Origin of the sequence: Aquitalea aquatilis, from assembly GCF_005155025.1 — a bacterium.
Taxonomy (GTDB): Bacteria; Pseudomonadota; Gammaproteobacteria; order Burkholderiales; family Chromobacteriaceae; genus Aquitalea; species Aquitalea aquatilis.
Genome location: NZ_CP039731.1, coordinates 651910 through 675911 on the forward strand (window position 1 = coordinate 651910; position 24002 = coordinate 675911).

A 24002-nucleotide genomic window follows, 5' to 3' on the forward strand; every position below is an offset into this window, starting at 1 on the left:
TGGCACACGAAGATGGAAAAGTAAGGGCCAGAAACGACAACAGGTAGCACGTGGCTACCTGTTTTTTTATGTGGCGTCAATCGGTGGTGTCCCCACCAGGAATCGAACCTGGATCTGATTCTTAGGAGGAACCTGTTCTATCCATTGAACTACAGGGACACACGATCAGCCCGCTACTGTAGCATGTGTGCGAGTCTTTAGACAAGAAGTGATATACAAGATGGTCAGTCAACAACTTATTGATAATTTGAAGGAAAAGACCAAAGGCAAGTTGTTGATGTCACCTGAACAACTGTCTGAAGTAATTCCACTTACTTCCAAGCAGCAATCAAAGTTGCGAAAAGAAAACCGTTTTCCGATCCCCTTCAAGAACATTGGACGACTTGTTTACTACTCAGTTTATGACGTGGCAAACTTCCTTTTGAATGGTGAAACCACACCAACTAAAGAAGTTCCAGAAGAAGCGCCAGCACCACAGATCACCGTCAAGAAGAAGCCAACCAAGTCCACAGCACCAGTTCAGGACCTGTCCCATATCTTCATGCTCAGAGCCTTTGCCAAGTCTTTGGAAGAACGTGCAACTGCTATGCTGAACTTGGCAGCAAACTTGAACGACTATGCCACCAAGAAAGAAATGAAAGATCGTTTTGAACAAAAGTTCCCAACCAAGGGTTTAAAAGAACCCGTTGAAAAACAATAATTGGGGTAAATTATTATGAGCAGAACAATGGAAAAACCAAAGAATAATATGTCTTTTGATTTTGCCACAACCCCAATCGAAGAAAACGCTGTCAAAAAAGAACAACTTTTTGAGCCAGTAACAACAGGGTTTCAACTTCAGTATGAGCATGCAAATGGAAAGCTTTATCAAGGCAATTCATTTGATTGGCTTGAATCACTAGATGACTCAAGCGTTGATCTGGTGTTTGCTGATCCACCTTACAACATAAAAAAGGCGGATTGGGATAATTTTGAAAGTCAAGAGAAGTACATTGAATGGTCTATCACTTGGATCAAGCAAGCTTCACGAGTTTTAAAACCAACAGGATCACTATATGTATGCGGATTTTCTGAAATTCTTGCTGATCTAAAACACCCGGCCTCAAAGTATTTCAAGCATTGCAGGTGGTTGATTTGGCATTATAAAAATAAAGCCAATTTAGGAAGTGAATGGGGACGCTCTCATGAAAGCATCATCCACTTTAGAAAATCTGATTCAGCGAAACTCAACATTGATGATGTTCGCACTCCATACGGCGCCCATACCCTTAAGTATCCATCACATCCACAAGCCGAATCAAGTGCGTATGGTAAAGGTGTAAATAAGCAGCGCGACAATTGGACACCACATCCAAAAGGTGCAAAACCAAAAGATGTTTTTGACATTCCAACAACTTGCAATGGCATGGGTGAAAAGACACCACATCCAACACAAAAGCCTGAAGAATTGGTTCGTAAATTTATCTTAGCTTCTTCCAATGAAGGAGATTTAGTGATTGACCCATTTTCTGGATCTGGAACAACAGCAGTTGTAGCTGAACAGCTAAATCGTAAATGGATGGCTTGCGACCTTGACCCTCAATACAACAAATGGGCTGTAGAAAGAATTGAAAGTGTTAGACGCATGACAAAAGAAGAGTGGATAGCACATGATCGAAAAACCGCAGAAAGAAGGGAATCAATCCGATGAGTCTTACGCAACTGGTTAGTCACGCAACCAATAAAGAACGCTTCAATTCAATTGAAGACTATATTGATTTCTGCACTCGGTATCTGGAGTATGTAGACACCAAATTACAGGCGCGCATCATTTCACAAAATGAGAGCCACTACCAGTTTTTTCAATACAAACAAGAAGGCAGCTTTAACATTACACGTCCAATCAATTCAGCATTGATGTACGACGCGAATAGTTTTGAACAAGCTGCACAACAATTCAATTTAACACTAGAACAATTGCGAGATGGACAGCGGCCATCCGGTGATTTACGCGAAAACCTAATTCGCACTATTTATACGCTTCAACAATCTGTTGGTGCTGCTTTAGATGGTCTACCTGCTGGAAAATCTAACCAAGCTAGAAAAGTCAATGGCGATTTATTCGAGCGACTTATTAGGCTGCTTATCGTATCCATGAACGTTGATTGTGTATCTGGAACAATGCAGGTTCCAGTAAAAGATGCAGATGGGACAGAGCTTTTTAAATCTAGCTATCAACACGATTTATTGTTAAGCAAAGAAAATGAGTTGAAAATAATTGGCTCAGTAAAAACTTCCAGCAAAGACAGAATTGATAAAGTCTTTATGGATAAGTTTTTATACAATCGGCTTACCGATACTGCACTTCCACACATAGCAATCTTTCTAAATGATGTGCAGCGCAAGAAAACCAAAAGAGAGAACGAATATGGTGTAAGTGCCACGTTCTTACCCGGTCATTTCAAGGCATACACAGTCAAACTAAATCCATTGGACGGAGTTTATTACTGTGATATTCGTCCAAATATGAGAGAAGATGCTTTACTCTCACAGCACATAAAGACCATTGATCATTTCTTCTATTCTGACCTATGGGAGCTATTAGATCGCCCAGGTCAAACACTAGAAGAAATCGCCATCAAGGAAGAAGAACCAACTGATGATGAATAATTTTTAAATCATCATAAAAAGGCTAGTCATTAAGACTGGCCTTTTTTTATTTAAAACCAGCATTGATTTTCTCCAAAATATAGTTATTGTAAAAAATAAATGGAGAAAATTATGAATGGAAAAATGAAGAAAGAATTGAATAAGTTTTTGCTATCTGCTGCAATTGGATTTGGAGGACTTATATTTTTATTCTTGGTAGTGGTACCAGTTGCGCAGAAGCTAATTTCAAATCAGATGTATAAAATAGTGGCAGGTCAAATGTTCAAACCACTAAAGGAATGCAACATCTACAAAGACAGATACATAAATGAGATGGCAAAACAAAAAGAAGGACATCCAGAGGTCATTGCCGAAGAAGCAAAAATCAACAAATGTAGAAAGTAAAATTAGCACCTTCTGCCAATTGGAAAACAAAAAGCCAGTCAATTGACTGGCTTTTTTATCGCGCTATTGACAACTCTTAGATTTTCAATATATGTACGATAACAGTTTCCGAGGCTGTGCAATTCAATGATATGAATTTTTGACAGATTGTCAATACCGAATACCAAGCAAATTGCTCAACAAGGAATTGTTGGGCATTTTTTATGCCCGAATGAAAGATGGATTGATATGTTATATGTCACAAGGCAACCATAAGACCTTGGAATCAGCATTCAATCAATCCAGGAAGAAGTTAGGAAAGTAGAGGATGCTTGTTCATGGTTGAATAATACAGCGACGAACAAATGCAGAACTTGAGTGATTTAGGCACTAAATAACGACCATGCGCCTATAACAACAAGCAGACTCCAAATCCTGAAAGTATTTAATCAGTCATTTGTGTGACGAAAATTGCATGGCTCATTAGAGTGTAGTAGTTTGGCAAAATTACAGCGATACGGCATAAGATAAGTCCGAATGCAACTGGCGAGAAGTTGCAAGCACGCCAAATGAAAGAGCCCAATAACACAAATGCCATTGTTTGCGAACAATGGAGTTTCTTTCAGACTACTGATGAGGAATTATTCATGCCGATTCCTCAAGGCAAGAAGTTGGGTTGTGCAAAGCAAAAGGTTAAGGCTTAGTTCATAGAAATATGGATGCCGTGGAGATCCTGCACACTGCTGTTAGATTGGCAGAAAACGACTACGGTTTCAGTGAGTAGCTAACCACTTACTGGGGTCTTTTCAATTGAATGAAAAGAGACAAAAGCAAAACGATTTTATTCAAAATCGTAGGGTAAGGCTTTGTCTTTTTCTTTAGAAAAATACAAAGCTGTGTACCATCAATAACCAATAATTTCTGATTAATACCCTTCAAACGACCATTAACTCGTTAGAGATTTACGATAGTAAATAAAAATGGAGTGGCGCCAATTTATTGACACAGGCATGTTGACAACAATAATTCTCTTGTTAGTCTAAAACCATAACAAAACGGAGAAAATATGCTAGATAAAATACTCAATTCATTCGGTTCAATATTGAAATTCTTGGGGGTAATGATTGGCCTCATCGTGGTATCTGCAATCATTTGGACTTTTTATACATTGTCAGGAGGTTCTTCTAGCCGCCACGATAAAGAGCCAGAAGTTAGATCTGTAGCCTCACAAACTCAATCTAAGGAAACAGCAAAACCAAATGATAATGGACTTGCAAGTCAATTAAGTCTTAAGGTGACAGATATACAAGGGCATTATTTTGACATGTTAAAAGCTTACGATAAAGTGAATGTGGACGTTGAAATTGAAAATACCAGCGGTAAAACCTTGAAAGGTTTTCTTGGTGATGTGATTATTAAAGACGCCTTTGGTGATGTCGTGAAAACTGTTAGCTACAAAAGTGATGAAGATTTGCCACCAGGGAAAACCACTCGCAAACTTTCTCTAGATTTGAATATATACATGAAAGATGATCAGAGATTGGCAGCATTGAACAAATTCACCTCTGAGTTCCATATTGAAAAAATCTTGACTGAGTAAATCACAAAGGCACTCTGAATAGAGATATACAGAAAGCACCGTCAGGTGCTTTTTTTACGACCTAACGTCAGACGTTAGGACCTCACGTGCCACTGCATGTACCTTCTTCACTGACAAGCGTACAGTTCGTTCTATTGGTTGGCGACACAAAGAAGTCAATCAAATAAAGCGATCAAATACCTATTCAGTGACTAACTGTAGTGACTACCCACTTTATACCTACTATGTAGATTGGCTACATGGAAAGGAGGGAATAAATATGATTTAAATTAAAGGAAAATATCATGAACCAACTTAATCTTATCGCAGTCCCTAACGGTGCTTTTACTCTTGAAGAAGCTCTTCAGGATTCAACAGTTCAACAAGCTATTCAAATGATTAAAACCATTGAAGGCACCACAACATCAAAAATCAAGGCTTTTCTAGCCGTTTATCAAATGATTGATGCTTTGTTTCAAATGCGCCAGCAAGACATTGATATGAGCCAATTGCATTACGAGAATTTTAGAAACTCAATGACGATGGTTATTAATGTTAGCTACGATTCAATCATGAAGTCTTTCACCAACCACGAACGCAAAATGCTTCAAGAGTTGGTTGCAAAAGCTCCTGCACACTAAGCTTCAGCAGCACCAAAAACAAAGGCTCCAATTTGGAGCCTTTTTTGTTGATCTCTGCGCCTATGTCAGTCAAAATCATATGAATTTAACTGTCAACACTACACATGGCAAAGTCACCCAAAGACATACAACGATTGCAGGTGATCGGTAAGAGCTTGCAGAAGCTGCGAGTGAAAACAGGCTATTCACAAGAAGAGGTTTCTGAACGTCTTAATATCACTTCCAAGTCGTATGGTGCATATGAGCAAGGCACTTCCACACCGGACATTCTGAGATTGATTCAGATTGCTGAAATCTTTGAGTGTGAGCTTGATGAACTTCTAGTTGGCATCAGTTCAAAACCTGATGACCAGGCCAAACACATTGCCAGCCTTTTACAAGGAGTTAAACGAGCCGATAGACTCCACATTGTCAGAATTGTCGAGAAAATTTGTCTAATTTCAAAAGGCAAATCAAAAATAGACTCCTAACAGGTGTCATTTTTCTGGGCAGCTTAGTTGCAGAATAGTGCCCACGTCAATCAAAAGTGCATTAGTTAATCGCTAAAGCAACCAGCCTTATATTAATTCTAGCAAATAGAATTTTTGAAGCAATAGAACATCTTATTTTTAGTGAAACACTATTGATTTGTCTTGGTATTTTCTTACGCTGATATAAACAAAAGGAAAACCATGAAAATAAATATAAAAAAACTATCAATCCCCACAGTTCTATTTCTTCTGCTATCCACCTCTTATGCAGCAGATGATGGCCATTATGTTCCGATTCATAATTTGGCACCGATTACCTACAACCCATTAACAACAAACTACAACCCTGAGTATGACAATTACAATTGGTTAATGCCTGTTCAGGTGAGCCAGCAGACCAATTCTGTTTCTGTTTCTATTTCTGCATGCGATGAAGTGAAAAGATTAGATCAACAATGGCGAGATAGAGCCAGCACTATGTGGAATGGCAGTTTCACTAATATGTTTCAACAGGCAGCATTAGGTAATCAGGATAGACAGATGATGAGAGTTGCACAACAAAATTGCACCAATGCAAATCAACTTGCATCCGCCAATCTACAACAACAAAATCAATTAGAGCTTCAAGATTTAATGTCTCAAAGAAATCCCGGTGGCTCTGGTGGGTGTGGAAGTCGCGGGGGACCTGGCTACAGAAAGGCAAACGGTCAATGCGCAAGTTGGTAGGAATGAAATAGGCACCATGAGGTGCTTTTTTTATTTCTTCATTTTTACCCCATCCCTGCGGGAGCACCCACTTCATTTTCTCGAATGAAAATAAAGCAGGTCGATGAAAAATTACTCTTACAACTGGCGCACGTAGTGAGAACGCTTCGCCGTTCTTCCAATATGTGAGGCCGGGGCCGGCACCAGCCAAGTGCGTTTAGTTAGAGCTAATTACGCCAACAGCACCGGGAAGAAGTCTATTTTTTCTCACGATTGATTCAAGAATTATTTTCAATTCCTGAATCTTTTGAGCATCATTTCCAATAGTAAAAGCTTGAACCAAGTCCCTCAAGTCTGCCACTGAAACAGTCAATTCATCAATTGAAGTGAGTTGGCTTTTGTCATAGTTGAACTCAACTTTCATTTTTGCTTCCAACCATTTTTGAAACATACTTTGATTTTTGGATCAGTGTTTCCTTGATCAATTGCTCTAGATTACTTCCATTTTTAATTGCATATTCTTCAAGAGCCTTGCAGTTTTCCTCACCAATGAACTTGAAATAGACAGCAGCGCGATCCTTTTTTTTCTTCTGCACATATTCACTCACTGCATTTCTAACTACCATTCCGAAGTTATCTGACTGCCCCGCAGTGATCAAGTAATCATCAATCCACTGAGCATCTTCGTTGCGAATAAACGCAGTTTTTTTCTTGCAACCCTTCATAAAATTTCTCCTGTTTTTATGAAGCATAAGAAATCAGATAGATAAAACAAGACCTATTCCGAGAATGTCAGCTATCGAGTTTTTTCATAATCGTGGACATTACTTTTTAATTTCGTAAAATTAAGAGTACAGAACAGCAAGACAAATAAACCATACCGTCGCTTAACCCCTTACGGGCTTAACCAACGTGGTTTATCTCTTGTTAGGGTTCCACCCTAAGACCCTAAAAATGCTTAAAACAAAAATAAAAAGGAGAGCATATGAGCAAAGAATTAGAACCAAAATTGCACCCAGGAAGACATGGCAATGCTGATGATCATTTATACAAACGCACTCACTCATTAGACATTCGTTTGTCACCAGTTGAGTTCATAGCATTGAAAGAGTCATGGAATAAAACTCAATTTAATTCAATGGCTTCTTATGTTCGCAACACCATCTTCAAAGGAAATGAAAAGAAGATTGACTTCTACTTTGAAGAAAAGCAGCAAGATCGCATCCTTGCAGGAAAGTATTTAGCGGAGCTAAATAAACAAGGAAAAAATTTGAATCAGATCGCAAAGCAGCTAAGTTTAAAAACAGATTTTACAAAACAAGAGACAAAATTACTTGTAGACGATCTGAAAAATACACTGTTTGCCATTCAAGAAATCAAAGATAAATTTTCTGTACAGAAGAAAATTTAAGGCTTGGTTTTGTGATTAATGCCGTTCAAGGCCATCGCACGAATTCAGTTCAAGAAGCGATTAACTATCTTAAAGGCGACCACGATCATAAAGGCGTGGAGAGAAATCCTAAGCCTAGATTTTTCACCGGAAGTGAAAATGATTGTCTTATTGCTTGTGAAAGCATAGATAGAAAACAGAAGTATGTTACTGGAACCTTGGCCTTTGAACCAAATGAACGACCAAGTGATAAAGAGCTTATGGAAGTAGTTAAATCATTCCGCGCCACCTTCATGGCCGGCCTTGAACATGGCGTAAATTTCACAGACTTTTGGAATATCCATGAAGATAAAAATCGTATTGAGTTGAATTACGTCATCCCATTGACTGAATTAACCACTGGCAGGCAAATAAATCCGTTTCCACCTGGCAAAGCAAAAGAAGATTTTAAGGACGCATTTGATGCAACCTGGAATCACATTCTTGGTTTTGACCAAGTTGTCAGAGATCCACTCAAAGCATCTTCTTCAAAATTTGAAACTAAGGTTTTGCCACATTCAGATTCAGCACTTGCCAAGCAAATTAGAGTTATCAAACCAGATAAGGACAACATAAGCGCCAATGTTGCCTATCAGATTCATCAAGGAAAAATTAACAGCAGGCAGCAGCTATGTGATTACCTAGAAAACTTTGGTGAAATCACCAGAGTAAACGATAAGTTCATCTCACTAAAAATTCACGGATCACAAAAAGCTTTTCGTTTAAAAGGTCCAGTTTATGAACACGGCGCCGATTTTCAGAAATTGAAAATTGAGTCTGCTACTAAGGATGCTCCATACAGAAGGCAACTTAATGATGCTGATTTTCAAAAGGTGCAATCAACTCTTGCACGATTGACTAAATCAAGAAAGTCTTTTAATCAGAAGCTGATTACTACTCCCATGACTGGAAGAAGCAACAGAAACCGTTTGTATGGTGCCAAGGCAATTCCTAAGCAGTCTGCACCAGTGAAAGAAGTTCAGCAGACACCACAGAAGGCCCCTACACAAGTGCAAGCGCCATTGGTGAGCACAGCGCCTAAGCAAGTTCCTGAAATCGCTCAGAAGCAGCCTACAGCCGGTCAACCAGGAATGAAGGGATCACCAACTAAAGAAAGTGGATCTTCTGGCCCTACTCCAATGGGTAGCAGTTCAAATGCTTCTATTGGAAATCTTCAAGCTCAATTGTCTGATTTGAGAAGTCAAATTGCTAATGCCAAAGATCCAGCCAAGGCCGCATCTTTGAAAATTAGAGCTATGAAACTTGAACAGCAGATTGGTGCAGCAGTAGAAGCTGATCGCATTAGAAAACTCAAAGAATCAGAACGATTCAGTGGCATCAAGAAAAAATATTAAGTATTCGGCCCAATAAAAAAGCACCCGAAGGTGCTTTCCAATTTCAGTTAAGTTCATATGATTATAACTTGACAGCATAATTTATTTTGTTAGATGTAAAGCATGCACAATGGAGAAAATATGAAACATGGAATTTTCAAGAATCCACACAATACTGTTTACTACATGAACAATCAGCTTCATCGTGAAGATGGGCCAGCCATTGAATGGAAAAATGGCAACAAACATTGGAATTTGCATGGCCGTCTGCATCGCACTGATGGACCTGCTATTGAACTAGCTGAATCCTATCTTGGCTACACTGTCAAAAAGTGGTCTATCAATGGTAAATGGCACCGTGAGGATGGCCCTGCCGTTGAATGGGGTACAGGCTACAAGGAATGGTGGATTGATGATCAACAGCTTACCGAAGAACAATTCAATCAGTGGCTCAAGGATAAGAAATCATAAAAAAAGCACCCAAAGGTGCTTTTCCTATTTATGCTTTTGCCCAAAGTTTAGCGCCAATGTCACTATGCCTTAAAGTGGCATATCGTTTCAAAGTGCCCAACTCAATATGACCTGAAATTTTACTAATTTCAATGTCAGTCAAATTTGTATTCACAAAATACCAGCTAACAGCACAATGCCTTAAATCGTGAATTTTGAAGTTTGTAACTTTGGCATTTTTGCAGATGACTTTGAACCGAGCAGCAAGAACAGAACTACTTTTCCAATAGTCACCAAACACCAACGATTGACCATCTTTCTTCAACTTCATAAGCCTGTCTTTAATGAAGTGGTAGAACTCTGGCCTTAGTGGAACCTTCCGATCTTCGGCATTCTTTTTATCAGCAATTTTTGTGTTCTCTTTGGGAACAAAAATGTATGAGTGACTTGGATTTTTTTCATCCAAATGAATTTCATCCCACTTGATAAGAAGACTTTCACCGGCACGCATACAAGAATAATATTGCCAAAGAATAAGGCACCTCAATTCTTCGCGCTTCACATACATTTTTTCTGTAGCAGCCAGCAAGCTATCTAGTTCACCAACTTCAAGAATCCGATCCCTTGGAATCCAAGCTTTAGGAGGCGAATTCTCATCAAATGGCTTACGGTCAAACGTGTAATCATGGTGTTTGGCGTGCCACGCCAAAGAGGTTTTGATAGCGTAATAAAGCTTCCTGATGGTGCTTTCGCTGTAGGTCTTTTTGACCATCTCACCAGTTTTCACATCCAAAATTTTATGACCAGCATAAAGCGGACTAGCTTTCTTTTTAGTCGCTTGATCTGGAACTTTTTGTTCTAGTTTGGTTTTCAAGTAGAGGGCAAACGTTCCAGATTTGAAATTTCCAAGAGGAACCTTTCCAATCTCCAACTTCAATTTTTCAAGGTCATACCGTTTGCCATCGGCAACAGTGTTGTGCTTTAAATATTCGGTGAAAGTTTGAGCCAAAGTCAGCTTCTTGATTTTGGTGATGTCTACCGACTCACCACGATCAATTTTTGACTTGACTTCACGAATGAATTTTTCAGCTTCTTTTTTTGTCTTGTAGGTCTTGCTTACAGCAACACCAGCTTCGCGCACACGCACCAAGAACGACACATCGCCATTGACGCCAACACGTTCAGTGATCAACTTCCCCGCCATCTTCACCACTCCTTTTAGAACGTCCAAGTTGGAACTTGGAACAAATTTGGAACATTGTGGTTAGGATAGCGTACATCACCACTGTAAGTGGTTGCTGCATAAGGAGTTTTTCAACTTGTTAGTGTTCCCTCCTAAGGGAAGATTGCAGGTTCGATTCCTGCTGGGGACACCAGATACGGCTCCATGCCACCCGGTAAAAACCGCCTGTCAGCAGGCGGTTTTTACATTCATGCTCGCCATCTTTCCCGCCAATCATCTGCTCTTCCCCTCGCCAGCACACCAATGCCACACCAGCAGACCTGAGCGCATATTTGTTAAGTTATTTGTAAAGAATGACAGCGCTGCCTGCTTAGCTGGTATACCTGCAAGTCTCCCCCCGCAGGAATCTGCCATGCGCTTTGCCATTACCCTGACCGACCGTTTCAAGGTGCTGCTCGATATCGCCTTGCAAGCCGGCTGGCGGCCATTGAAGATTTTCACCTCACCGCTGGATGGCAAAATCCATGACAACCGCCAGGTGATCGAGCAGGCTGCGCGGCTGGGCATTCCGCTGCAACTCTCCCCCATCACCGACGCCGATCTGGCCACGCTGGCCGCGCAAGGTTGTGACACCTTGTTGCTGGGTAGCTACGACTGGCGGGTGCCGGACTGGAGGCCCCATCTGGCGCATGCGGTGAATTTCCACCCTTCCCCGCTGCCGGAGGGCCGTGGGCCGTATCCACTGGTGCGGGCGATTCTGGAAGAAAGGCCGGAGTGGGGTGTGAGCTGCCATGTGGTGGAGCAGCAATTTGACAGCGGAGCAGTGCTCGACCAGCAACTGTTTGCCATGGCGGCGGATGAAACGCTGAGCACGCTGGAGTGGAAATGCCAGCTGGCACTGGAGCAGCTGGCGCGGCGGGTTATTCCAGAATTCGCCACGCAATGGCAACAGGCGCAGCCACAGGCCGCGGGCAGCTACTGGCCGCGCTGGAGCGAGGCCGAGCGCACGCTGGATTTGTGCGGTCCGCTGGCCAGCATCCAGCGCCAGCTGCGCGCCTTTGGCGACATCAACTGTCTGGCCGAAGCCAACGGGGTGGGTTTCGTGGTGCACCGCGCGCAGGGCTGGCTGGAGCCTCACGCCTTCAAGCCCGGCACGCTGGTACGCAGCGTGGACCTGTCCATGCTGTTTGCCGTGGCTGATGGCTTTCTGGTGATCAGCGAGTGGAGCGTGCAGGCGCCAGGGGTGGTGAGCGGCCGGCGACCGTTCTGAGCGCCCTCCCCAAAAAACAGCCCGCAACGGGCGAATGCCGTTCACTTAAGGATTTTGGGGCTGATTTTCTGACTTGAAGAGTGTCTGAAACCACAAAAAAAGCACCGTTTCCCCATGCGAGGAGACGGTGCTTTTCAGTTAAGTGAGCGGCATTACCGCAACGGGCTGTTTTGCATGGTGGAAATGACCCGTACTACCACTTGCCGCCCAAGGCAGACACCAGTGCCACACTGGCGGTGTACTGACGGTTTTTCACACTCCACAGGCTGTTTTCCGCACTGATGCGGCTGTTCTGCGCTGTCAATACATTCAGATAGCTCACCACCCCGGCACGGTACTGGTTCTGGGTAATGCCTTCTGCCCTTTGCGCAGCCTGCAGCGCAGACTGCTGGTATTGCGCCTCTTCCTGCAGCAGCGACTGGGCTGACAGATTGTCCTCCACCGCCTGGAAGGCACTCAGCACGGTCTGGCGATAGCTGGCGACACTGGCATCGTAGCTGGCGATGGCGGCTGCGGTCTGGGCACGGCGCAAGCCACCGTCAAACAGGGTGAGTGCCAGTTGCGGTCCCAGACTCCAGATGCGGTTGGGCAGGCTGACCCAGTCGGCAAAGCTGCTGCTCTTGTAGCCGCCGCTGGCGGCCAGCGTCAGCGTGGGGAAGTAGGCGGCCTTGGCAATGCCGATTTCGGCATTGGCCTGCGCCACCGCCCGTTCCGCTGCAGCAATGTCCGGGCGACGTTCCAGCAAGGTAGACGGCAGGCCCGGCGGTAATTGCGGCAGATGGGGCAAGGTCTTGCTGGCCGGCAGCGAGAAGCTGGCTGGTGCCACGCCCAATGCGGCGGCAATGGCATGTTCCAGCTGGGCGCGGCTCAGCTGCTTGTCCACCCGGGCGGCCTGGGCGGTTTTCCAGCTGCTTTCGGCCTGCGCCACGCTGTCATCCGACACCATGCCCACGGCAAACTGGTTGCGCGTCAGCTGCAGGTTTTGCAGCAGATTGGCCTCGCTGCCCTGCAATTGCTTGAGCTGCACATCGGCCACCACCAGTTGCAGATAGGCCGTAGCCAGCTGCGCCTGGCTGCTCAGGCGGATGGCTTCCAGCTGGGCGGCACTGGCGGCTTCCTTGGCACTGCCCGCTTCTACCGCACGACTGACCGTGCCCCACAGGTCGACTTCCCAACTGGCCGTGGCGGCCAGATTGTACTGATTGCCAACGCTGCCACCGGCAGTGCTGACGCCGTGGCTCTTGCTGGCGGTGGTGCCAAGCGTGGGCCACAGGCTGGCTTCGGCCTGATCCAGCAAGGCGCGGGCCTGACGGTAGTTGGCCTCGGCCTGGGCAATGGTGGGGCTTTGCCGGTTCAGCGTGGCCATCAGGCTATCCAGCTGCGGGTCCTGATAAACCTCCCACCAGTTACCGCGCGGGCTGGCGTCTTGCGGGGTGGCACTCTTCCAGCGGCCATCTTCCTTGAAGGCCGTGGGGATATCCATCTTGGGCTTGCTGTAGTCGGGGCCGATGGCACAGCCAGCCAGCACCAGGGCCATCAGGCAGGCGGCCAGCGCCGGCCGCGTGGATAAAGCAGTCATGCGCGTCATTCCTTGTGTCCTGCAGCGGCCTGCGCCCGTGTGCTGTCGCGCCATTGCAGGCAGCACAGGCGGAAACGGTCCAGATAAAGGTAAACCACCGGTGTGGTATAGAGGGTCAGCAGCTGGCTGAGCAGCAAGCCGCCCACGATGGAAATGCCCAGCGGCGTGCGCATCTCGGCACCATCGCCATGGCCCAGCGCCAGTGGCAGTGCGCCAAACAGCGCGGCCAGCGTGGTCATCATGATGGGGCGGAAACGCAGCAGGCAGGCTTGCAGGATGGCCTCGTGCGAACTCAGGCCCTGCTCGCGCTCGGCGCTGAGGGCAAAGTCGATCATCATGATGGCGTTTTTCTTGACGATGCCAATCAGCAGCAGCACGCCAATCAGCGCAATGATGTTGAACTCACCGCCAGTCGCCAGCAGCGCGAGCAAGGCCCCCACCCCGGCCGAGGGCAGCGTGGACAGGATGGTCAGCGGATGCACTACGCTTTCGTACAACATGCCCAGCACGATATACACCGCCACCAGGGCGGCCAGAATCAGCACCGGCTGGCTGTCCAGCGAGTCCTGGAAGGACTTGGCCGTCCCCTGAAAGCTGCCGTGGATCGACGAGGGCAGGCCGATCTCGGCAGTCACCTTGCCAATGGCGGCCGTGGCATCCGACAAGGAGGTTCCCGGCGGCAGGTTGAAGGACAGCGTGGTGGCGGCAAACTGGCTCTGGTGGTTGACCGATAGCGAGGTATTGGTGGGTTCCCAGCGGGCAAAGGCCGACAGCGGCGTCGGGCTGCCGGATGGTGTCTGCAGGTAGATGCTGCGCAGGCCTTCCGGGTTCTGCCAGAACTGCGGTGCCACTTCCAGCACCACATGGTACTGGTTGAGCGGATTGTAAATGGTGGACACCTGGCGCTGGCCAAAGGCATCGTTCAGCACGGCGTCAACCTGCGCCTGGGTCAGCCCCAGCCGGGCCATGGCATTGCGATCAAAGGTCAGCGTGGTCTGCAGGCCCTTGATTTCCTGGTCGCTGCTGATATCCGCCAGCATGGGCAGCTTTTGCAGCGCCTGCTGCACCTTGGGCGTCCAGCTGCGCAAGGCGTCCAGGTCGTCCCCTTGCAAGGTGTACTGGTACTGGGCATTGGCCGCCCGGCCGCCGATGCGGATATCCTGCACCGACTGCAAGAACAGCTGCGCCCCCGGCTCACGCGCCAGGCTCTTGCGCAGGCGGGCAATCACCTGATCCGCCGACTCGCTGCGTACCGACATGGGCTTGAGACTGACAAACATATTGGCGGTGTTGCGCTGGCCACCGCCGGTAAAGCCAATCACCTTGTCCACTGCCGGGTCCTTGCCCACCACATCGATAAAGCGTTGCAGCTTCTGCTGCATGGCCTGGAAGGAAATGCTCTGGTCGGCCTTGATCATGCCGGTCAGCCGGCCGGTATCCTGCTGCGGGAAAAAGCCCTTGGGCACGATCATGTAGAGATAGACATTCAGGGCAATGGTAGCCCCCAGTATCAGCATCATCAGCGGGCCATGACGCAAGGCCCAGCCCAGACTGCGCCGGTAGCCGGCCAGCATGCGGTCGAACAGGTTTTCGCTCCAGCGGAACAGCCGGCCCGGCGGCCGTTCGGCATGCGGCTTCAACCAGCGCGCGCACAGCATGGGCGTGGTGGTCAGCGACACCAGCAGCGACACCATGATGGCCACCGACAGGGTGACGGCAAACTCGCGGAACAGCCGGCCGATGATGCCGCCCATCATCAGGATGGGAATGAATACCGCAATCAGCGAAATACTCATCGACAGCACTGTGAAGCCCACCTCACGTGCGCCGCGCAGTGCCGCCTGCATGGGTTTCATGCCGTTTTCGATGTGGCGCGAGATGTTCTCCAGCACCACGATGGTATCGTCCACCACAAAGCCGGTGGCAATGGTCAGCGCCATCAGGCTGAGGTTGTTGAGCGAAAAGCCGCACAGATACATCACGGCAAAGGTGCCGACCAGCGACACCGGCACGGTGATGGCCGGAATGGCGGTGGCGCGGCCATTACGCAAAAACAGGAAGACCACCAGGATCACCAGCCCGATGGAAATGACCAGTGAGCGCTCCACCTCGGACAAGGAGGCGCGGATGGTGGAGGTACGGTCCATCACCACCTGCATCTTGATGGCGGCGGGAATGGACGCCTGCAGCTGTGGCAACAGCGCATTCACCCGCTCCACGGTTTCGATGATGTTGGCACCGGGCTGGCGGAACAGGATGATCATCACCGCCGGCTGCTTGCCCAAGAGGCCGGCATTGCGCACGTCCAGCACCGAATCCTTCACCTCGGCCACATCCGATATCCGCACCGCCGCACCGTTTTTATAACTCACCACCAGCGGCAGATAGTCACTGGCCTTGCCGGCCTGGTCGTTGGCCTGCACTTGCCAGTGGCGCTGTTCGTCTTCCAGATAGCCCTTGGGCCGGTTGGCATTGGTACTGGTGATGGCGGCACGCACCGTCTCCATGCCGATGCCGTAGTGGTTCAGCTGCAGCGGGTTCATCTCCACCCGCACCGCCGGCTGCGCCCCGCCACCGATATTCACATCGCCAATACCCTCCACCTGGGCTAGCTTCTGGCCGAGGATGGAATCCGCCGCGTCATACATCTGGCCACGGGTGAGCGAATCCGAGGTCAGGCCAATGATCATGATGGGCGCGTCGGCCGGGTTCACCTTGCGGTAGGTCGGGTTGGACGGCATGCCGGTGGGTAATAGCGAACGAGCCGCGTTGATGGCGGCCTGCACATCGCGCGCTGCGCCGTTGATGTCGCGGTTAAGGTCGAACTGCAAAGTAATGCGGCTGGAAGCCAGCGAGCTGGACGAGGTGATTTCGGTCACCCCGGCAATGCGCCCCAGCGCCCGCTCCAGCGGCGTGGCCACGGTGGAGGCCATGGTTTCCGGGCTGGCACCCGGCAGCTTGGCACTGACCGAGATGGTGGGAAAATCCACCTGCGGCAAGGGCGATACCGGCAGCAGCTTGAAGGCCAGGAAACCCGCCAGCAGGATGGCCAGCGTCAGCAGCGTGGTGGCAATCGGCCGGCGGATGAAAGGTTCGGACGGAATCATGCCCCAGCCTCATCAGCCACGGTTTCCGGCTTGCGGCGGAAACGCTGCGCCAGCCGGTCGAAGGCCAGATAGATCACCGGCGTGGTAAACAGCGTCAGCACCTGGCTGACCAGCAGCCCGCCCACCATGGTCACCCCCAGCGGCGAGCGCAATTCGGAACCCATGCCACCGCCCAGCATCAGCGGCAGCGCGCCCAGCAGCGCCGCCATGGTGGTCATCAGGATGGGACGGAAACGCAGCAGGCAAGCCTGATAGATGGCATCGCGCGGACTCATGCCTTGCTCGCGCTCGGCCTCCAGCGCGAAGTCAATCATCATGATGGCGTTTTTCTTGACGATGCCGATCAGCAAGATGATGCCGATGATGGCAATCACCGACAGGTCATCGCCGCTCACCAGCAAGGCCAGCAAGGCACCGATGCCGGCGGAGGGTAGCGTGGACAAGATAGTAATGGGATGAATATAGCTCTCGTACAGCACGCCCAGCACGATGTACATGGTGACGATGGCCGCCAGGATCAGCCACAGCGTATTGCTGAGCGAGGCCTGGAAGGCCAGCGCCGCCCCCTGGAACTTGGTATCGAGGCTGGCCGGCATGCCCAGTTCGGCCTCGGCCTGACGGATGGCCTCCACCGCCGGCCCCAGCGCCGCACCCTTGGCCAGGTTGAACGACACCGTGGTGGTGGGGAACTGCCCCAGATGGTTGATGGTGAGCGCGGTAGGACGCTCCTCGATGCTGGCCACGGTATCCAGCGGCACCGGGCCGCCGCTGGCGGTGGGCACATAAATGCCCTTGAGCGACAGCGGGCCACGCTGGCTTTGCGCATCCACTTCCAGCACCACGCGGTACTGGTTGGTCTGGGTGAAGATGGTGGAAATCAGCCGCTGGCCAAAGGCATCGTACAAGGCATTGTCGATGGCGGCGGTGGTGACGCCCAGCCGGGCGGCCGCGTCGCGGTTGATATTGACGTAGGCCTGCAAGCCCTTGTCCTGCAAGTCGCTGGCGACATCGGCCAGCTCCGGCAATTGATTCAGCTTGTGCACCAGCTTGGGCACCCACAGCGACAGGTCGTCCGGACTGGTGGCCTGCAGGGTGAACTGGTACTGGGTGCGGCTGACACGGGTATCGATGGACAGATCCTGCACCGGCTGCAGATACAGCGACATGCCCGGCACATCGGCCGCGTGCTGCTGCAAGCGCGCCAGCACGGTGCGGATGTCATCCCGCTCGCCCTTGGGCTTGAGGTTGATCTGCAGGCGGCCACTATTGAGCGAGGCATTATTGCCATCCACGCCAATAAAGGACGACAGGCTGTCCACCGCCGGGTCTTTCAGCAAGACCTCGGCCAGTTGCTGCTGCTTCTGCGCCATGGCCGAGAAGGAAATGGTTTGCGCCGCTTCGCTGCTCCCCATGATGGCCCCGGTATCCTGCAGCGGGAAAAAGCCCTTGGGCACGGCCATATACAGCACCACGGTCATGACCAGCGTCCCTACAGCCACCAGCAAGGTGAGCTTTTGCCGCTGCAGCACCCAGCTCAGCAGTTGACCATAGCGGGCAATAATGCGGTCGAAGAAGGCCCCGCTGGCATGGTAGAAACGGCCCTGTTTTTCCTCCGGCACATGCTTGAGCAAGCGTGCGCACATCATCGGCGTCAGGGTAAGCGAAATGAAGGCGGAAATCAGGATGGACACCGCCAGCGTGATGGCGAATTCACGGAACAGCCGCCCCACCACATCGCCCATGAACAGCAGCGGAATCAGCACCGCGATCAGCGAAAACGTCAGCGAAATGATGGTGAAACCAATCTGCTGCGAGCCCTTCAGCGCCGCTGCCATCGGTTTTTCGCCTTCCTCGATGTAGCGGGCGATGTTTTCGATCATCACGATGGCATCGTCCACCACAAAGCCGGTGGCAATGGTCAGCGCCATCAGCGTGAGGTTGTTGATGGAAAAGCCGGTGAGGTACATCACGCCAAAGGTGCCGACCAGCGACAAGGGCACGGCCACCGCCGGGATGATGGTGGCCGGCACATTACGCAGAAACACGAAGATCACCATCACCACCAGGGCAATGGCCAGCAGCAGTTCGAACTCGACATCTTCCACCGAGGCACGGATGGTGACGGTACGGTCACTCAGCACTTTCACATCCACCGCGCCCGGCAGGCTGCCTTGCAACTGCGGCAGCAGCGCCTTGATGCGGTCGGTGACCTGGATGACATTGGCACCCGGCTGGCGCTGCACATTGAGGATGATGGACGGCGTGCTGCCAGCCCAGGCCGCCAGCCGCAGGTTTTCCGCGGCATCGACAACGTTGGCGACATCACGCAGCCGCACCGCAGCACCGTTCTGGTAGGCCACGATGACGTCTTTGTATTCCTCGGCCGATTTCAGCTGGTCGTTGCCATCGACGGTGGAGGCCTGCTGCGGGCCATCAAAACTGCCCTTGGCCTGATTCACATTGGCATTGCCAATGGCGGTGCGGATGTCCTCCAGCGTCAGACCGCGCGCCGCCAGCGCCTTGGGGTTGCTCTGGATGCGTACTGCCGGCCGCTGGCCGCCACTGAGGCTGACCAGCCCCACACCCGGCACTTGCGATAGTTTTTGCGCCAGCCGGGTATCGACCAGGTCTTCCAGCTTGGTCAGCGGCAGCGTGTCCGAACTGACGGAAATGGTGAGGATGGGCGTATCCGCCGGATTGACCTTGCTGTAGATCGGCGGATTGGGCAGGTCGCTGGGCAAGAGATTACCGGCGGCGTTGATCGCGGCCTGCACTTCCTGCTCGGCTACGTCCAGCGTCAGCTCCAGGCTGAACTGCAGGGTAATCACCGAAGCACCACCGGAGCTGGTGGAAGACATCTGGGCGAGGCCGGGCATCTGGCCGAACTGCCGCTCCAGCGGCGCGGTGATCGACGACGTGATCACCTCAGGGCTGGCTCCCGGGTACTGGGTCACCACCTGGATGGTGGGGTAGTCCACCTCGGGCAGCGCCGACACCGGCAGCAGCTTCCAGGCGACCAGGCCAGACAGCAGGATGGCCAACATCAGCAAGGTGGTGGCCACCGGCCGCAGGATGAAGGGACGTGAAGGATTCATACCGTATCCCCGGGTTTAGTTGGCAGCGCTGGCGGATTGGTGTTTGCCGCCACTGGCATCCTGCTGGCGGTGTTTGCCCTTGCCTGCCCCCTCGCCACCAGCGGACAGTTGCGCCGCGCGGTCGATCACTTTGACCTGGGCACCGTCACGCAGCTTGTCCAGCCCGTCCACCACCACTTTCTGCCCTGGCTTCACCCCTTCTTCGATAATGGTGTTGTCGCCAGACACCGCCCCCAGCTTCACCTTGCTGATGCTGACGGTCTGATCCGGATTGACGGCATAGACATAGCTGCCCACCTTGCCCAGCTGCAAGGCCACACTCGGCAGCAGCGTGGCGCCAGCTTGCACGCCCAACTGTAAATGAACGTTAACAAACTGATTGGGAAACAGCGCCTCATCGCTATTGGCGAAGCGTGCCTTGAGATTGACTGTGCCGGTACTGGTGCTCAGTTGATTGTCGATAGCCAGCAGCTCGCCATCGGCCAGCTTGTGTCTGTTGTCGCGGTCCCAGGCTTCCACCTGCAATTTGCCCTTGGCCGCGCGCGCCGCCGCCAGCACCTGGCTGAGGCTGACCTCCGGAATGGCAAACACCACATTGATGGGCTGGGTTTGGGTAATCACCACCACGCCATTGGTATCGCTGGCGTGCACGATATTGCCCGGATCGACCTGGCGCAGACCGGCGCGGCCGGCTACCGGAGCAGTCACCCGGCTGTAATCCAGCTGCAGGCGGGCATTGGCCACCGCGCCCTGATCCAGCTTCACCGTACCCTGGTACTGGCGCACCAGGGCTTGCTGGGTATCAACCTGCTGTTTGGCAATGGAATTTTGGGCCAGTAGCTGCTGGTAGCGTGCCAGATCGAGCTGAGCGTTTTGCAGCAGGGCCTGATCCCGCAATAGCTGGCCTTCGGCCTGGGTCACCGCCGCCTGATAGGGGCGCGGGTCCAGCTCGGCCAGCAACTGCCCCTTCTGGACCGGCTGCCCCTCGTCAAAATGCAGCGCCATCAGTTGGCCATCCACCCGGCTGTGCACGGTAACGGTATTGGGCGAGGTCACCGTGCCCAGCGCGCTCAGCTGCAGCGGCGCATCCTGCCGGCTCACCATGGCCACCCCCACAGCCACCGGCCCCCCCCCTTTGCGCTGCGCACCGGCGGCATCTGCAGCGGCCGTACGATGGCTGTTCCACCACCACCCGCCAGCTGCCAACACCAGCAAAAGCAGGGAAACATTGCGCACGGTATGCGTGGACTTGGCAGCGGTATCGGACATGATGGATTTCCGGGATGCGCTCCCGGCATCAAGCGGGGAACGGTCAGCAGTGGCAAACAGGGCGGCAGGCCCACCCTGAAACAAGCAGCGATGATAGGCAATGGACATGACACTGCCTATAGCCAACATGTTTATAGATGTTAATCGGCGTGAAGCCACCACGCCAGCATAAGCCGGCTGGCGGCCCCGCCGCGTGATGAAGGCTCGCAGCCATGCAGGCAAGACATGGCTGCCCTGCCGTCGCAAAAAAACCGCCCTGCATGGCAGGGCGGTATCGAGATCAGAATAAGGCGCGTTGCAGAATGTGCGAGCCGTAGCAGCCGTCTAGAACAGCAGCTCCTTGACGTTCTCCACTGCATCCTTGGCTGCCGGAGCATTCGGATCCTTGGCGGTCGCATCATCTACCGCAGCATCCGAGGCATTGCTGCCAGGCACCGTGCCGTGATTGTCGATCTTCAGCTCCGGATTGGTTTTCTGGAACTCTTCATAGTAGTACTCATCGCCACCGCGCTGGCCGGCACCCGGTTTCACCACAATGCCGGTCGGCACTGGCAGCTCCACCTCGGGCACACCCTTGAGCGCATTGGCCATGTAGTTCATCCATACCGGCAAGGCCGCCGTACCGCCATAGCCGTAGCGGCCCAAGGAGCGCGGCTGGTCGTAGCCCACCCAGGTGGCCGCCACCAGATTCGGATTGAAGCCGACAAACCAGGCATCTTTCCAGTCACTGGTGGTACCGGTCTTGCCGGCCAGATCCATGCGCCCCAGGCTCATGGCCTTGGCCGCCGTACCATAGCGCACCACATCCTTCAGCATGGAGGTCATGATGAAGGCATTACGCGGGTCAATGGCCTGCGTGGCGTTCTGTCCGGCCACCGCCGGCTGGGTCTTGGCCAGCACATGACCTGACTGGTCTTCAATGCGATCAATAAAGAAAGCCTTGATACGGTAGCCGCCATTGGAGAACACCGAATAACCCTCGGCCATCTGCAACGGTGTTGCCGCACCGGCGCCCAGCGCCATGGTCAGATAGGCTGGATGCTGCTTGGGCGAGAAACCGAAACGCTGGATATATTGCTGGGCGTAATCCGTCCCCACCGCCATCAGCAGCCGCACCGACACCAGGTTCTTCGACTGGGTCAGCGCACGACGCATGCTGATCAGACCGGCGAACTTGCCATCATCGTTCTTCGGCTCCCAGCTGGGCGAACCCGGGGCTCCTGGCACGGTCAGCGGCGCATCGTTGAACAGGGTGGACGGCGTAATGCCACGCTCTACCCCGGAGGAATAGATAAAGGGCTTGAAGGTGGAGCCGGGCTGACGCCAGGCCTGGGTCACGTGATTGAAGCTGCGACGGTTGAAGTCGAAGCCACCCACCAGCGACTTGATGGCACCGCTACGCGGGTCCATCGAGACAAATGCCCCCTCCACATCCGGCATCTGCACGATTTCCCAGTAACCCTTATCATGGGCACGCACCCGGATGACCGCACCGCGACGGATCTGCTTGTCGGCTGCCAGCTTGGGACTCAGTGCACGACGGGCAAACTCCAGCCCGGCGCCCTTGATGACGGCCACCTTGCCGCCGCGCATATAGGCGCGCACTTCGGTCGAGCTGGCCGACAAGACGATTGCCGCCTGCATGTCGCCGCTGTCGCGAATTTCAGACAGTGCATCATCCAGTACTTCGGTCTGGTCTTCCCCTTCCGCCGAGGCCAGATCGATATAGCTTTCCGGTGCGCGATAGCCCTGCTTGCGATCGAAGTCGAGCAGGCCGGCACGCAGCGCGTCATAAGCCCATTGCTGGTGATGGCTGTCCAGCGTGGTGTACACCTTGTAGCCCTCGGTGTAGGCCGCATCCTTATAGCGTTCGTACATGGCCTGACGCACCATCTCCGCCACATACAGGGCAGGCTGGTTGCTGTCCACCGTGGCGCTGGCCAGCTGCAGAGGCTCTTTTACGGCAGCGTCATACTGATCCTGAGTAATGAAATTCAGCTCGCGCATGCGCCGCAGCACATACTGCTGGCGCAAGCGGGCACGGTCAGGATTGACGATGGGGTTGTAGGCCGACGGAGCCTTGGGCAGGCCGGCCAACATGGCCATCTCGGCCACGCTCAAGTTGGTGATGGGCTTGCCGAAATAAGCCTGCGCCGCAGCGGAAAAACCGTAAGCGCGCTGCCCAAGATAGATCTGGTTGAAATACAACTCGAGAATCTGATCCTTGGACAAGGTGTGTTCTATTTTGAAAGCGAGCAAGGCTTCATTAAACTTGCGCGTGAAAGTCTTTTCACTGGACAGGAAGAAGTTCTTGGCCACCTGCATGGTGATGGTACTGGCACCGGAACGGGCATGACCGGACACCAGATTGCCGACGGCAGCGCGCAGAACCCCCATGTAGTCGATCCCGCTATGCTGATAGAATCGCTCGTCCTCAGCCGCCAGCAGGGCCTGCTTCATCAGTTGCGGCACTTCATGGATGCGGGCAAAGGAGCGACGTTCCTCGCCAAACTCACCCAGCAACTGGCCATCTGCCGAGTAGACGCGCAGTGGAATTTTTGGACGGTAATCCGTCAGCACATCAAGACTTGGCAAACGCGGGTAGGTTATGATGATCGCAATGGCTGCCGCACCGGCTGCCAGAACGGCCCCACCAATAACAAGACCGGCCAAAATCGCAAGAAGTCGTTTGAACATAATTACAAATAGGCTTTCGGAAGAAAGCGGATTATAACGTCTTGTGGGAATAAGCAAGACAAACATTGACCGCGACGGTGCAAAAACTGTCGCACTAGACCTATTCGGGGCCTTAACTGATGCTATCCGACAAATTACGGTTCGGGACAGATTGGCTGGATCAGCTTGGATTGGGGAAGTCC

Annotated in this window: 20 protein-coding genes and 2 tRNA genes; 13 read left to right on the forward strand and 9 right to left on the reverse strand. The window is 51.5% G+C overall.

Annotated features, from left to right (window positions below):
- Positions 1 to 84: 84 nt before the first annotated feature.
- A tRNA-Arg gene (locus FAZ30_RS02990) sits at positions 85 to 159 on the reverse strand.
- A 61-nt stretch (positions 160 to 220) separates the two neighbouring features.
- Here FAZ30_RS02990 and FAZ30_RS02995 point away from each other — a divergent pair.
- From FAZ30_RS02995 to FAZ30_RS03030, 8 genes are all read left to right on the forward strand, one after another.
- A complete protein-coding gene (locus FAZ30_RS02995; RefSeq protein WP_137008652.1) occupies positions 221 to 700 on the forward strand; it encodes a hypothetical protein in 480 nt (159 codons plus the stop codon).
- Between the two features lie 27 nt (positions 701 to 727).
- Positions 728 to 1690 carry a DNA-methyltransferase gene (locus tag FAZ30_RS03000; RefSeq protein ID WP_205676641.1) on the forward strand — a complete coding sequence of 321 codons (963 nt, stop codon included), beginning with the start codon at positions 728 to 730 and terminating at the stop codon, positions 1688 to 1690.
- Positions 1687 to 2649, forward strand: coding sequence for a hypothetical protein (locus FAZ30_RS03005; RefSeq protein WP_137008654.1), 963 nt, complete (start codon positions 1687 to 1689; stop codon positions 2647 to 2649). Before FAZ30_RS03000 ends, FAZ30_RS03005 begins: the two co-directional genes overlap by 4 nt.
- A gap of 123 nt (positions 2650 to 2772) precedes the next feature.
- Complete coding sequence (locus tag FAZ30_RS03010; RefSeq protein WP_137008656.1) at positions 2773 to 3033, forward strand: DUF4149 domain-containing protein; 261 nt, start codon at positions 2773 to 2775, stop codon at positions 3031 to 3033.
- 1045 nt (positions 3034 to 4078) lie between these two features.
- Positions 4079 to 4612 carry a hypothetical protein gene (locus FAZ30_RS03015; RefSeq protein ID WP_137008658.1) on the forward strand — a complete coding sequence of 178 codons (534 nt, stop codon included), beginning with the start codon at positions 4079 to 4081 and terminating at the stop codon, positions 4610 to 4612.
- 284 nt (positions 4613 to 4896) lie between these two features.
- Positions 4897 to 5232, forward strand: a complete 336-nt coding sequence (locus tag FAZ30_RS03020) for a hypothetical protein (RefSeq protein WP_137008660.1) — start codon at positions 4897 to 4899, stop codon at positions 5230 to 5232.
- A 104-nt stretch (positions 5233 to 5336) separates the two neighbouring features.
- The gene (locus tag FAZ30_RS03025) at positions 5337 to 5702 is read left to right on the forward strand and encodes a helix-turn-helix domain-containing protein (RefSeq protein WP_137008662.1); all 366 of its coding nucleotides are present in this window, start codon (positions 5337 to 5339) and stop codon (positions 5700 to 5702) included.
- A gap of 201 nt (positions 5703 to 5903) precedes the next feature.
- Entirely contained in the window at positions 5904 to 6428 is a 525-nt protein-coding gene (locus FAZ30_RS03030) for a hypothetical protein (RefSeq protein ID WP_137008664.1), read from the forward strand.
- Between the two features lie 196 nt (positions 6429 to 6624).
- On the opposite strand, the gene FAZ30_RS03035 is transcribed toward FAZ30_RS03030, so the two are convergent.
- Together FAZ30_RS03035 and FAZ30_RS03040 are read right to left on the reverse strand one after the other, a co-directional pair.
- Positions 6625 to 6831: a hypothetical protein gene (locus FAZ30_RS03035; protein WP_137008665.1), complete on the reverse strand. Its 207-nt coding sequence runs from the start codon at positions 6829 to 6831 to the stop codon at positions 6625 to 6627.
- On the reverse strand, positions 6821 to 7132 hold the full coding sequence (locus tag FAZ30_RS03040; RefSeq protein ID WP_137008667.1) for a hypothetical protein: 312 nt from the start codon (positions 7130 to 7132) through the stop codon (positions 6821 to 6823). The genes FAZ30_RS03035 and FAZ30_RS03040 overlap by 11 nt, the downstream gene beginning before the upstream one ends.
- Positions 7133 to 7392: 260 nt before the next feature.
- On the opposite strand from FAZ30_RS03040, the gene FAZ30_RS03045 reads away from it, so the two are divergent.
- The 3 genes from FAZ30_RS03045 to FAZ30_RS03055 all read left to right on the forward strand — a co-directional run bounded on the left by FAZ30_RS03045 (position 7393) and on the right by FAZ30_RS03055 (position 9641).
- Positions 7393 to 7818 (forward strand): plasmid mobilization protein, encoded by a 426-nt coding sequence (locus tag FAZ30_RS03045; RefSeq protein ID WP_137008669.1) that lies wholly within the window; start codon positions 7393 to 7395, stop codon positions 7816 to 7818.
- An 11-nt stretch (positions 7819 to 7829) separates the two neighbouring features.
- A complete protein-coding gene (locus FAZ30_RS03050) occupies positions 7830 to 9191 on the forward strand; it encodes a hypothetical protein (RefSeq protein WP_137008671.1) in 1362 nt (453 codons plus the stop codon).
- A 120-nt stretch (positions 9192 to 9311) separates the two neighbouring features.
- Positions 9312 to 9641, forward strand: a complete 330-nt coding sequence (locus tag FAZ30_RS03055) for a hypothetical protein (RefSeq protein ID WP_137008673.1) — start codon at positions 9312 to 9314, stop codon at positions 9639 to 9641.
- A 28-nt stretch (positions 9642 to 9669) separates the two neighbouring features.
- Here FAZ30_RS03055 and FAZ30_RS03060 read toward each other — a convergent pair whose 3' ends face one another.
- Complete coding sequence (locus FAZ30_RS03060) at positions 9670 to 10824, reverse strand: site-specific integrase (protein ID WP_137008675.1); 1155 nt, start codon at positions 10822 to 10824, stop codon at positions 9670 to 9672.
- 83 nt (positions 10825 to 10907) lie between these two features.
- Between FAZ30_RS03060 and FAZ30_RS20355 the strand changes: the two genes are divergently transcribed.
- Positions 10908 to 10996: transfer RNA gene (locus tag FAZ30_RS20355), tRNA-OTHER, on the forward strand.
- A 219-nt stretch (positions 10997 to 11215) separates the two neighbouring features.
- Entirely contained in the window at positions 11216 to 12073 is an 858-nt protein-coding gene (locus FAZ30_RS03065) for a formyltransferase family protein (protein ID WP_158613621.1), read from the forward strand.
- A 193-nt stretch (positions 12074 to 12266) separates the two neighbouring features.
- On the opposite strand, the gene FAZ30_RS03070 is transcribed toward FAZ30_RS03065, so the two are convergent.
- The 5 genes from FAZ30_RS03070 to FAZ30_RS03090 all read right to left on the reverse strand — a co-directional run bounded on the left by FAZ30_RS03070 (position 12267) and on the right by FAZ30_RS03090 (position 23820).
- Positions 12267 to 13652, reverse strand: coding sequence for an efflux transporter outer membrane subunit (locus FAZ30_RS03070; RefSeq protein WP_168190803.1), 1386 nt, complete (start codon positions 13650 to 13652; stop codon positions 12267 to 12269).
- A gap of 5 nt (positions 13653 to 13657) precedes the next feature.
- Positions 13658 to 16759: a multidrug efflux RND transporter permease subunit gene (locus FAZ30_RS03075; RefSeq protein WP_137008677.1), complete on the reverse strand. Its 3102-nt coding sequence runs from the start codon at positions 16757 to 16759 to the stop codon at positions 13658 to 13660.
- A complete protein-coding gene (locus tag FAZ30_RS03080) occupies positions 16756 to 19854 on the reverse strand; it encodes an MdtB/MuxB family multidrug efflux RND transporter permease subunit (protein WP_124644593.1) in 3099 nt (1032 codons plus the stop codon). The genes FAZ30_RS03075 and FAZ30_RS03080 overlap by 4 nt, the downstream gene beginning before the upstream one ends.
- 15 nt (positions 19855 to 19869) lie before the next feature.
- Positions 19870 to 21123: an MdtA/MuxA family multidrug efflux RND transporter periplasmic adaptor subunit gene (locus tag FAZ30_RS03085; protein WP_124644592.1), complete on the reverse strand. Its 1254-nt coding sequence runs from the start codon at positions 21121 to 21123 to the stop codon at positions 19870 to 19872.
- A 324-nt stretch (positions 21124 to 21447) separates the two neighbouring features.
- Positions 21448 to 23820, reverse strand: coding sequence for a penicillin-binding protein 1A (locus tag FAZ30_RS03090; RefSeq protein ID WP_137008679.1), 2373 nt, complete (start codon positions 23818 to 23820; stop codon positions 21448 to 21450).
- Positions 23821 to 24002: the final 182 nt, after the last annotated feature.

What these genes read in the sequence shown, in the direction of transcription:
- FAZ30_RS03045 (WP_137008669.1), top strand. Translation starts at nt 7,393, where the DNA reads ATGAGCAAAGAATTAGAACCAAAATTGCACCCAGGAAGACATGGCAAT.
- FAZ30_RS03025 (WP_137008662.1), top strand. Translation starts at nt 5,337, where the DNA reads ATGGCAAAGTCACCCAAAGACATACAACGATTGCAGGTGATCGGTAAG.
- FAZ30_RS03055 (WP_137008673.1), top strand. Translation starts at nt 9,312, where the DNA reads ATGAAACATGGAATTTTCAAGAATCCACACAATACTGTTTACTACATG.
- FAZ30_RS03085 (WP_124644592.1), bottom strand. Translation starts at nt 21,123, where the DNA reads ATGTCCGATACCGCTGCCAAGTCCACGCATACCGTGCGCAATGTTTCC.
- FAZ30_RS03010 (WP_137008656.1), top strand. Translation starts at nt 2,773, where the DNA reads ATGAAGAAAGAATTGAATAAGTTTTTGCTATCTGCTGCAATTGGATTT.
- FAZ30_RS03035 (WP_137008665.1), bottom strand. Translation starts at nt 6,831, where the DNA reads ATGAAAGTTGAGTTCAACTATGACAAAAGCCAACTCACTTCAATTGAT.
- FAZ30_RS03090 (WP_137008679.1), bottom strand. Translation starts at nt 23,820, where the DNA reads ATGTTCAAACGACTTCTTGCGATTTTGGCCGGTCTTGTTATTGGTGGG.
- FAZ30_RS02995 (WP_137008652.1), top strand. Translation starts at nt 221, where the DNA reads ATGGTCAGTCAACAACTTATTGATAATTTGAAGGAAAAGACCAAAGGC.
- FAZ30_RS03000 (WP_205676641.1), top strand. Translation starts at nt 728, where the DNA reads ATGGAAAAACCAAAGAATAATATGTCTTTTGATTTTGCCACAACCCCA.
- FAZ30_RS03080 (WP_124644593.1), bottom strand. Translation starts at nt 19,854, where the DNA reads ATGAATCCTTCACGTCCCTTCATCCTGCGGCCGGTGGCCACCACCTTG.
- FAZ30_RS03015 (WP_137008658.1), top strand. Translation starts at nt 4,079, where the DNA reads ATGCTAGATAAAATACTCAATTCATTCGGTTCAATATTGAAATTCTTG.
- FAZ30_RS03060 (WP_137008675.1), bottom strand. Translation starts at nt 10,824, where the DNA reads ATGGCGGGGAAGTTGATCACTGAACGTGTTGGCGTCAATGGCGATGTG.
- FAZ30_RS03070 (WP_168190803.1), bottom strand. Translation starts at nt 13,652, where the DNA reads ATGACTGCTTTATCCACGCGGCCGGCGCTGGCCGCCTGCCTGATGGCC.
- FAZ30_RS03005 (WP_137008654.1), top strand. Translation starts at nt 1,687, where the DNA reads ATGAGTCTTACGCAACTGGTTAGTCACGCAACCAATAAAGAACGCTTC.
- FAZ30_RS03030 (WP_137008664.1), top strand. Translation starts at nt 5,904, where the DNA reads ATGAAAATAAATATAAAAAAACTATCAATCCCCACAGTTCTATTTCTT.
- FAZ30_RS03065 (WP_158613621.1), top strand. Translation starts at nt 11,216, where the DNA reads ATGCGCTTTGCCATTACCCTGACCGACCGTTTCAAGGTGCTGCTCGAT.
- FAZ30_RS03040 (WP_137008667.1), bottom strand. Translation starts at nt 7,132, where the DNA reads ATGAAGGGTTGCAAGAAAAAAACTGCGTTTATTCGCAACGAAGATGCT.
- FAZ30_RS03075 (WP_137008677.1), bottom strand. Translation starts at nt 16,759, where the DNA reads ATGATTCCGTCCGAACCTTTCATCCGCCGGCCGATTGCCACCACGCTG.
- FAZ30_RS03020 (WP_137008660.1), top strand. Translation starts at nt 4,897, where the DNA reads ATGAACCAACTTAATCTTATCGCAGTCCCTAACGGTGCTTTTACTCTT.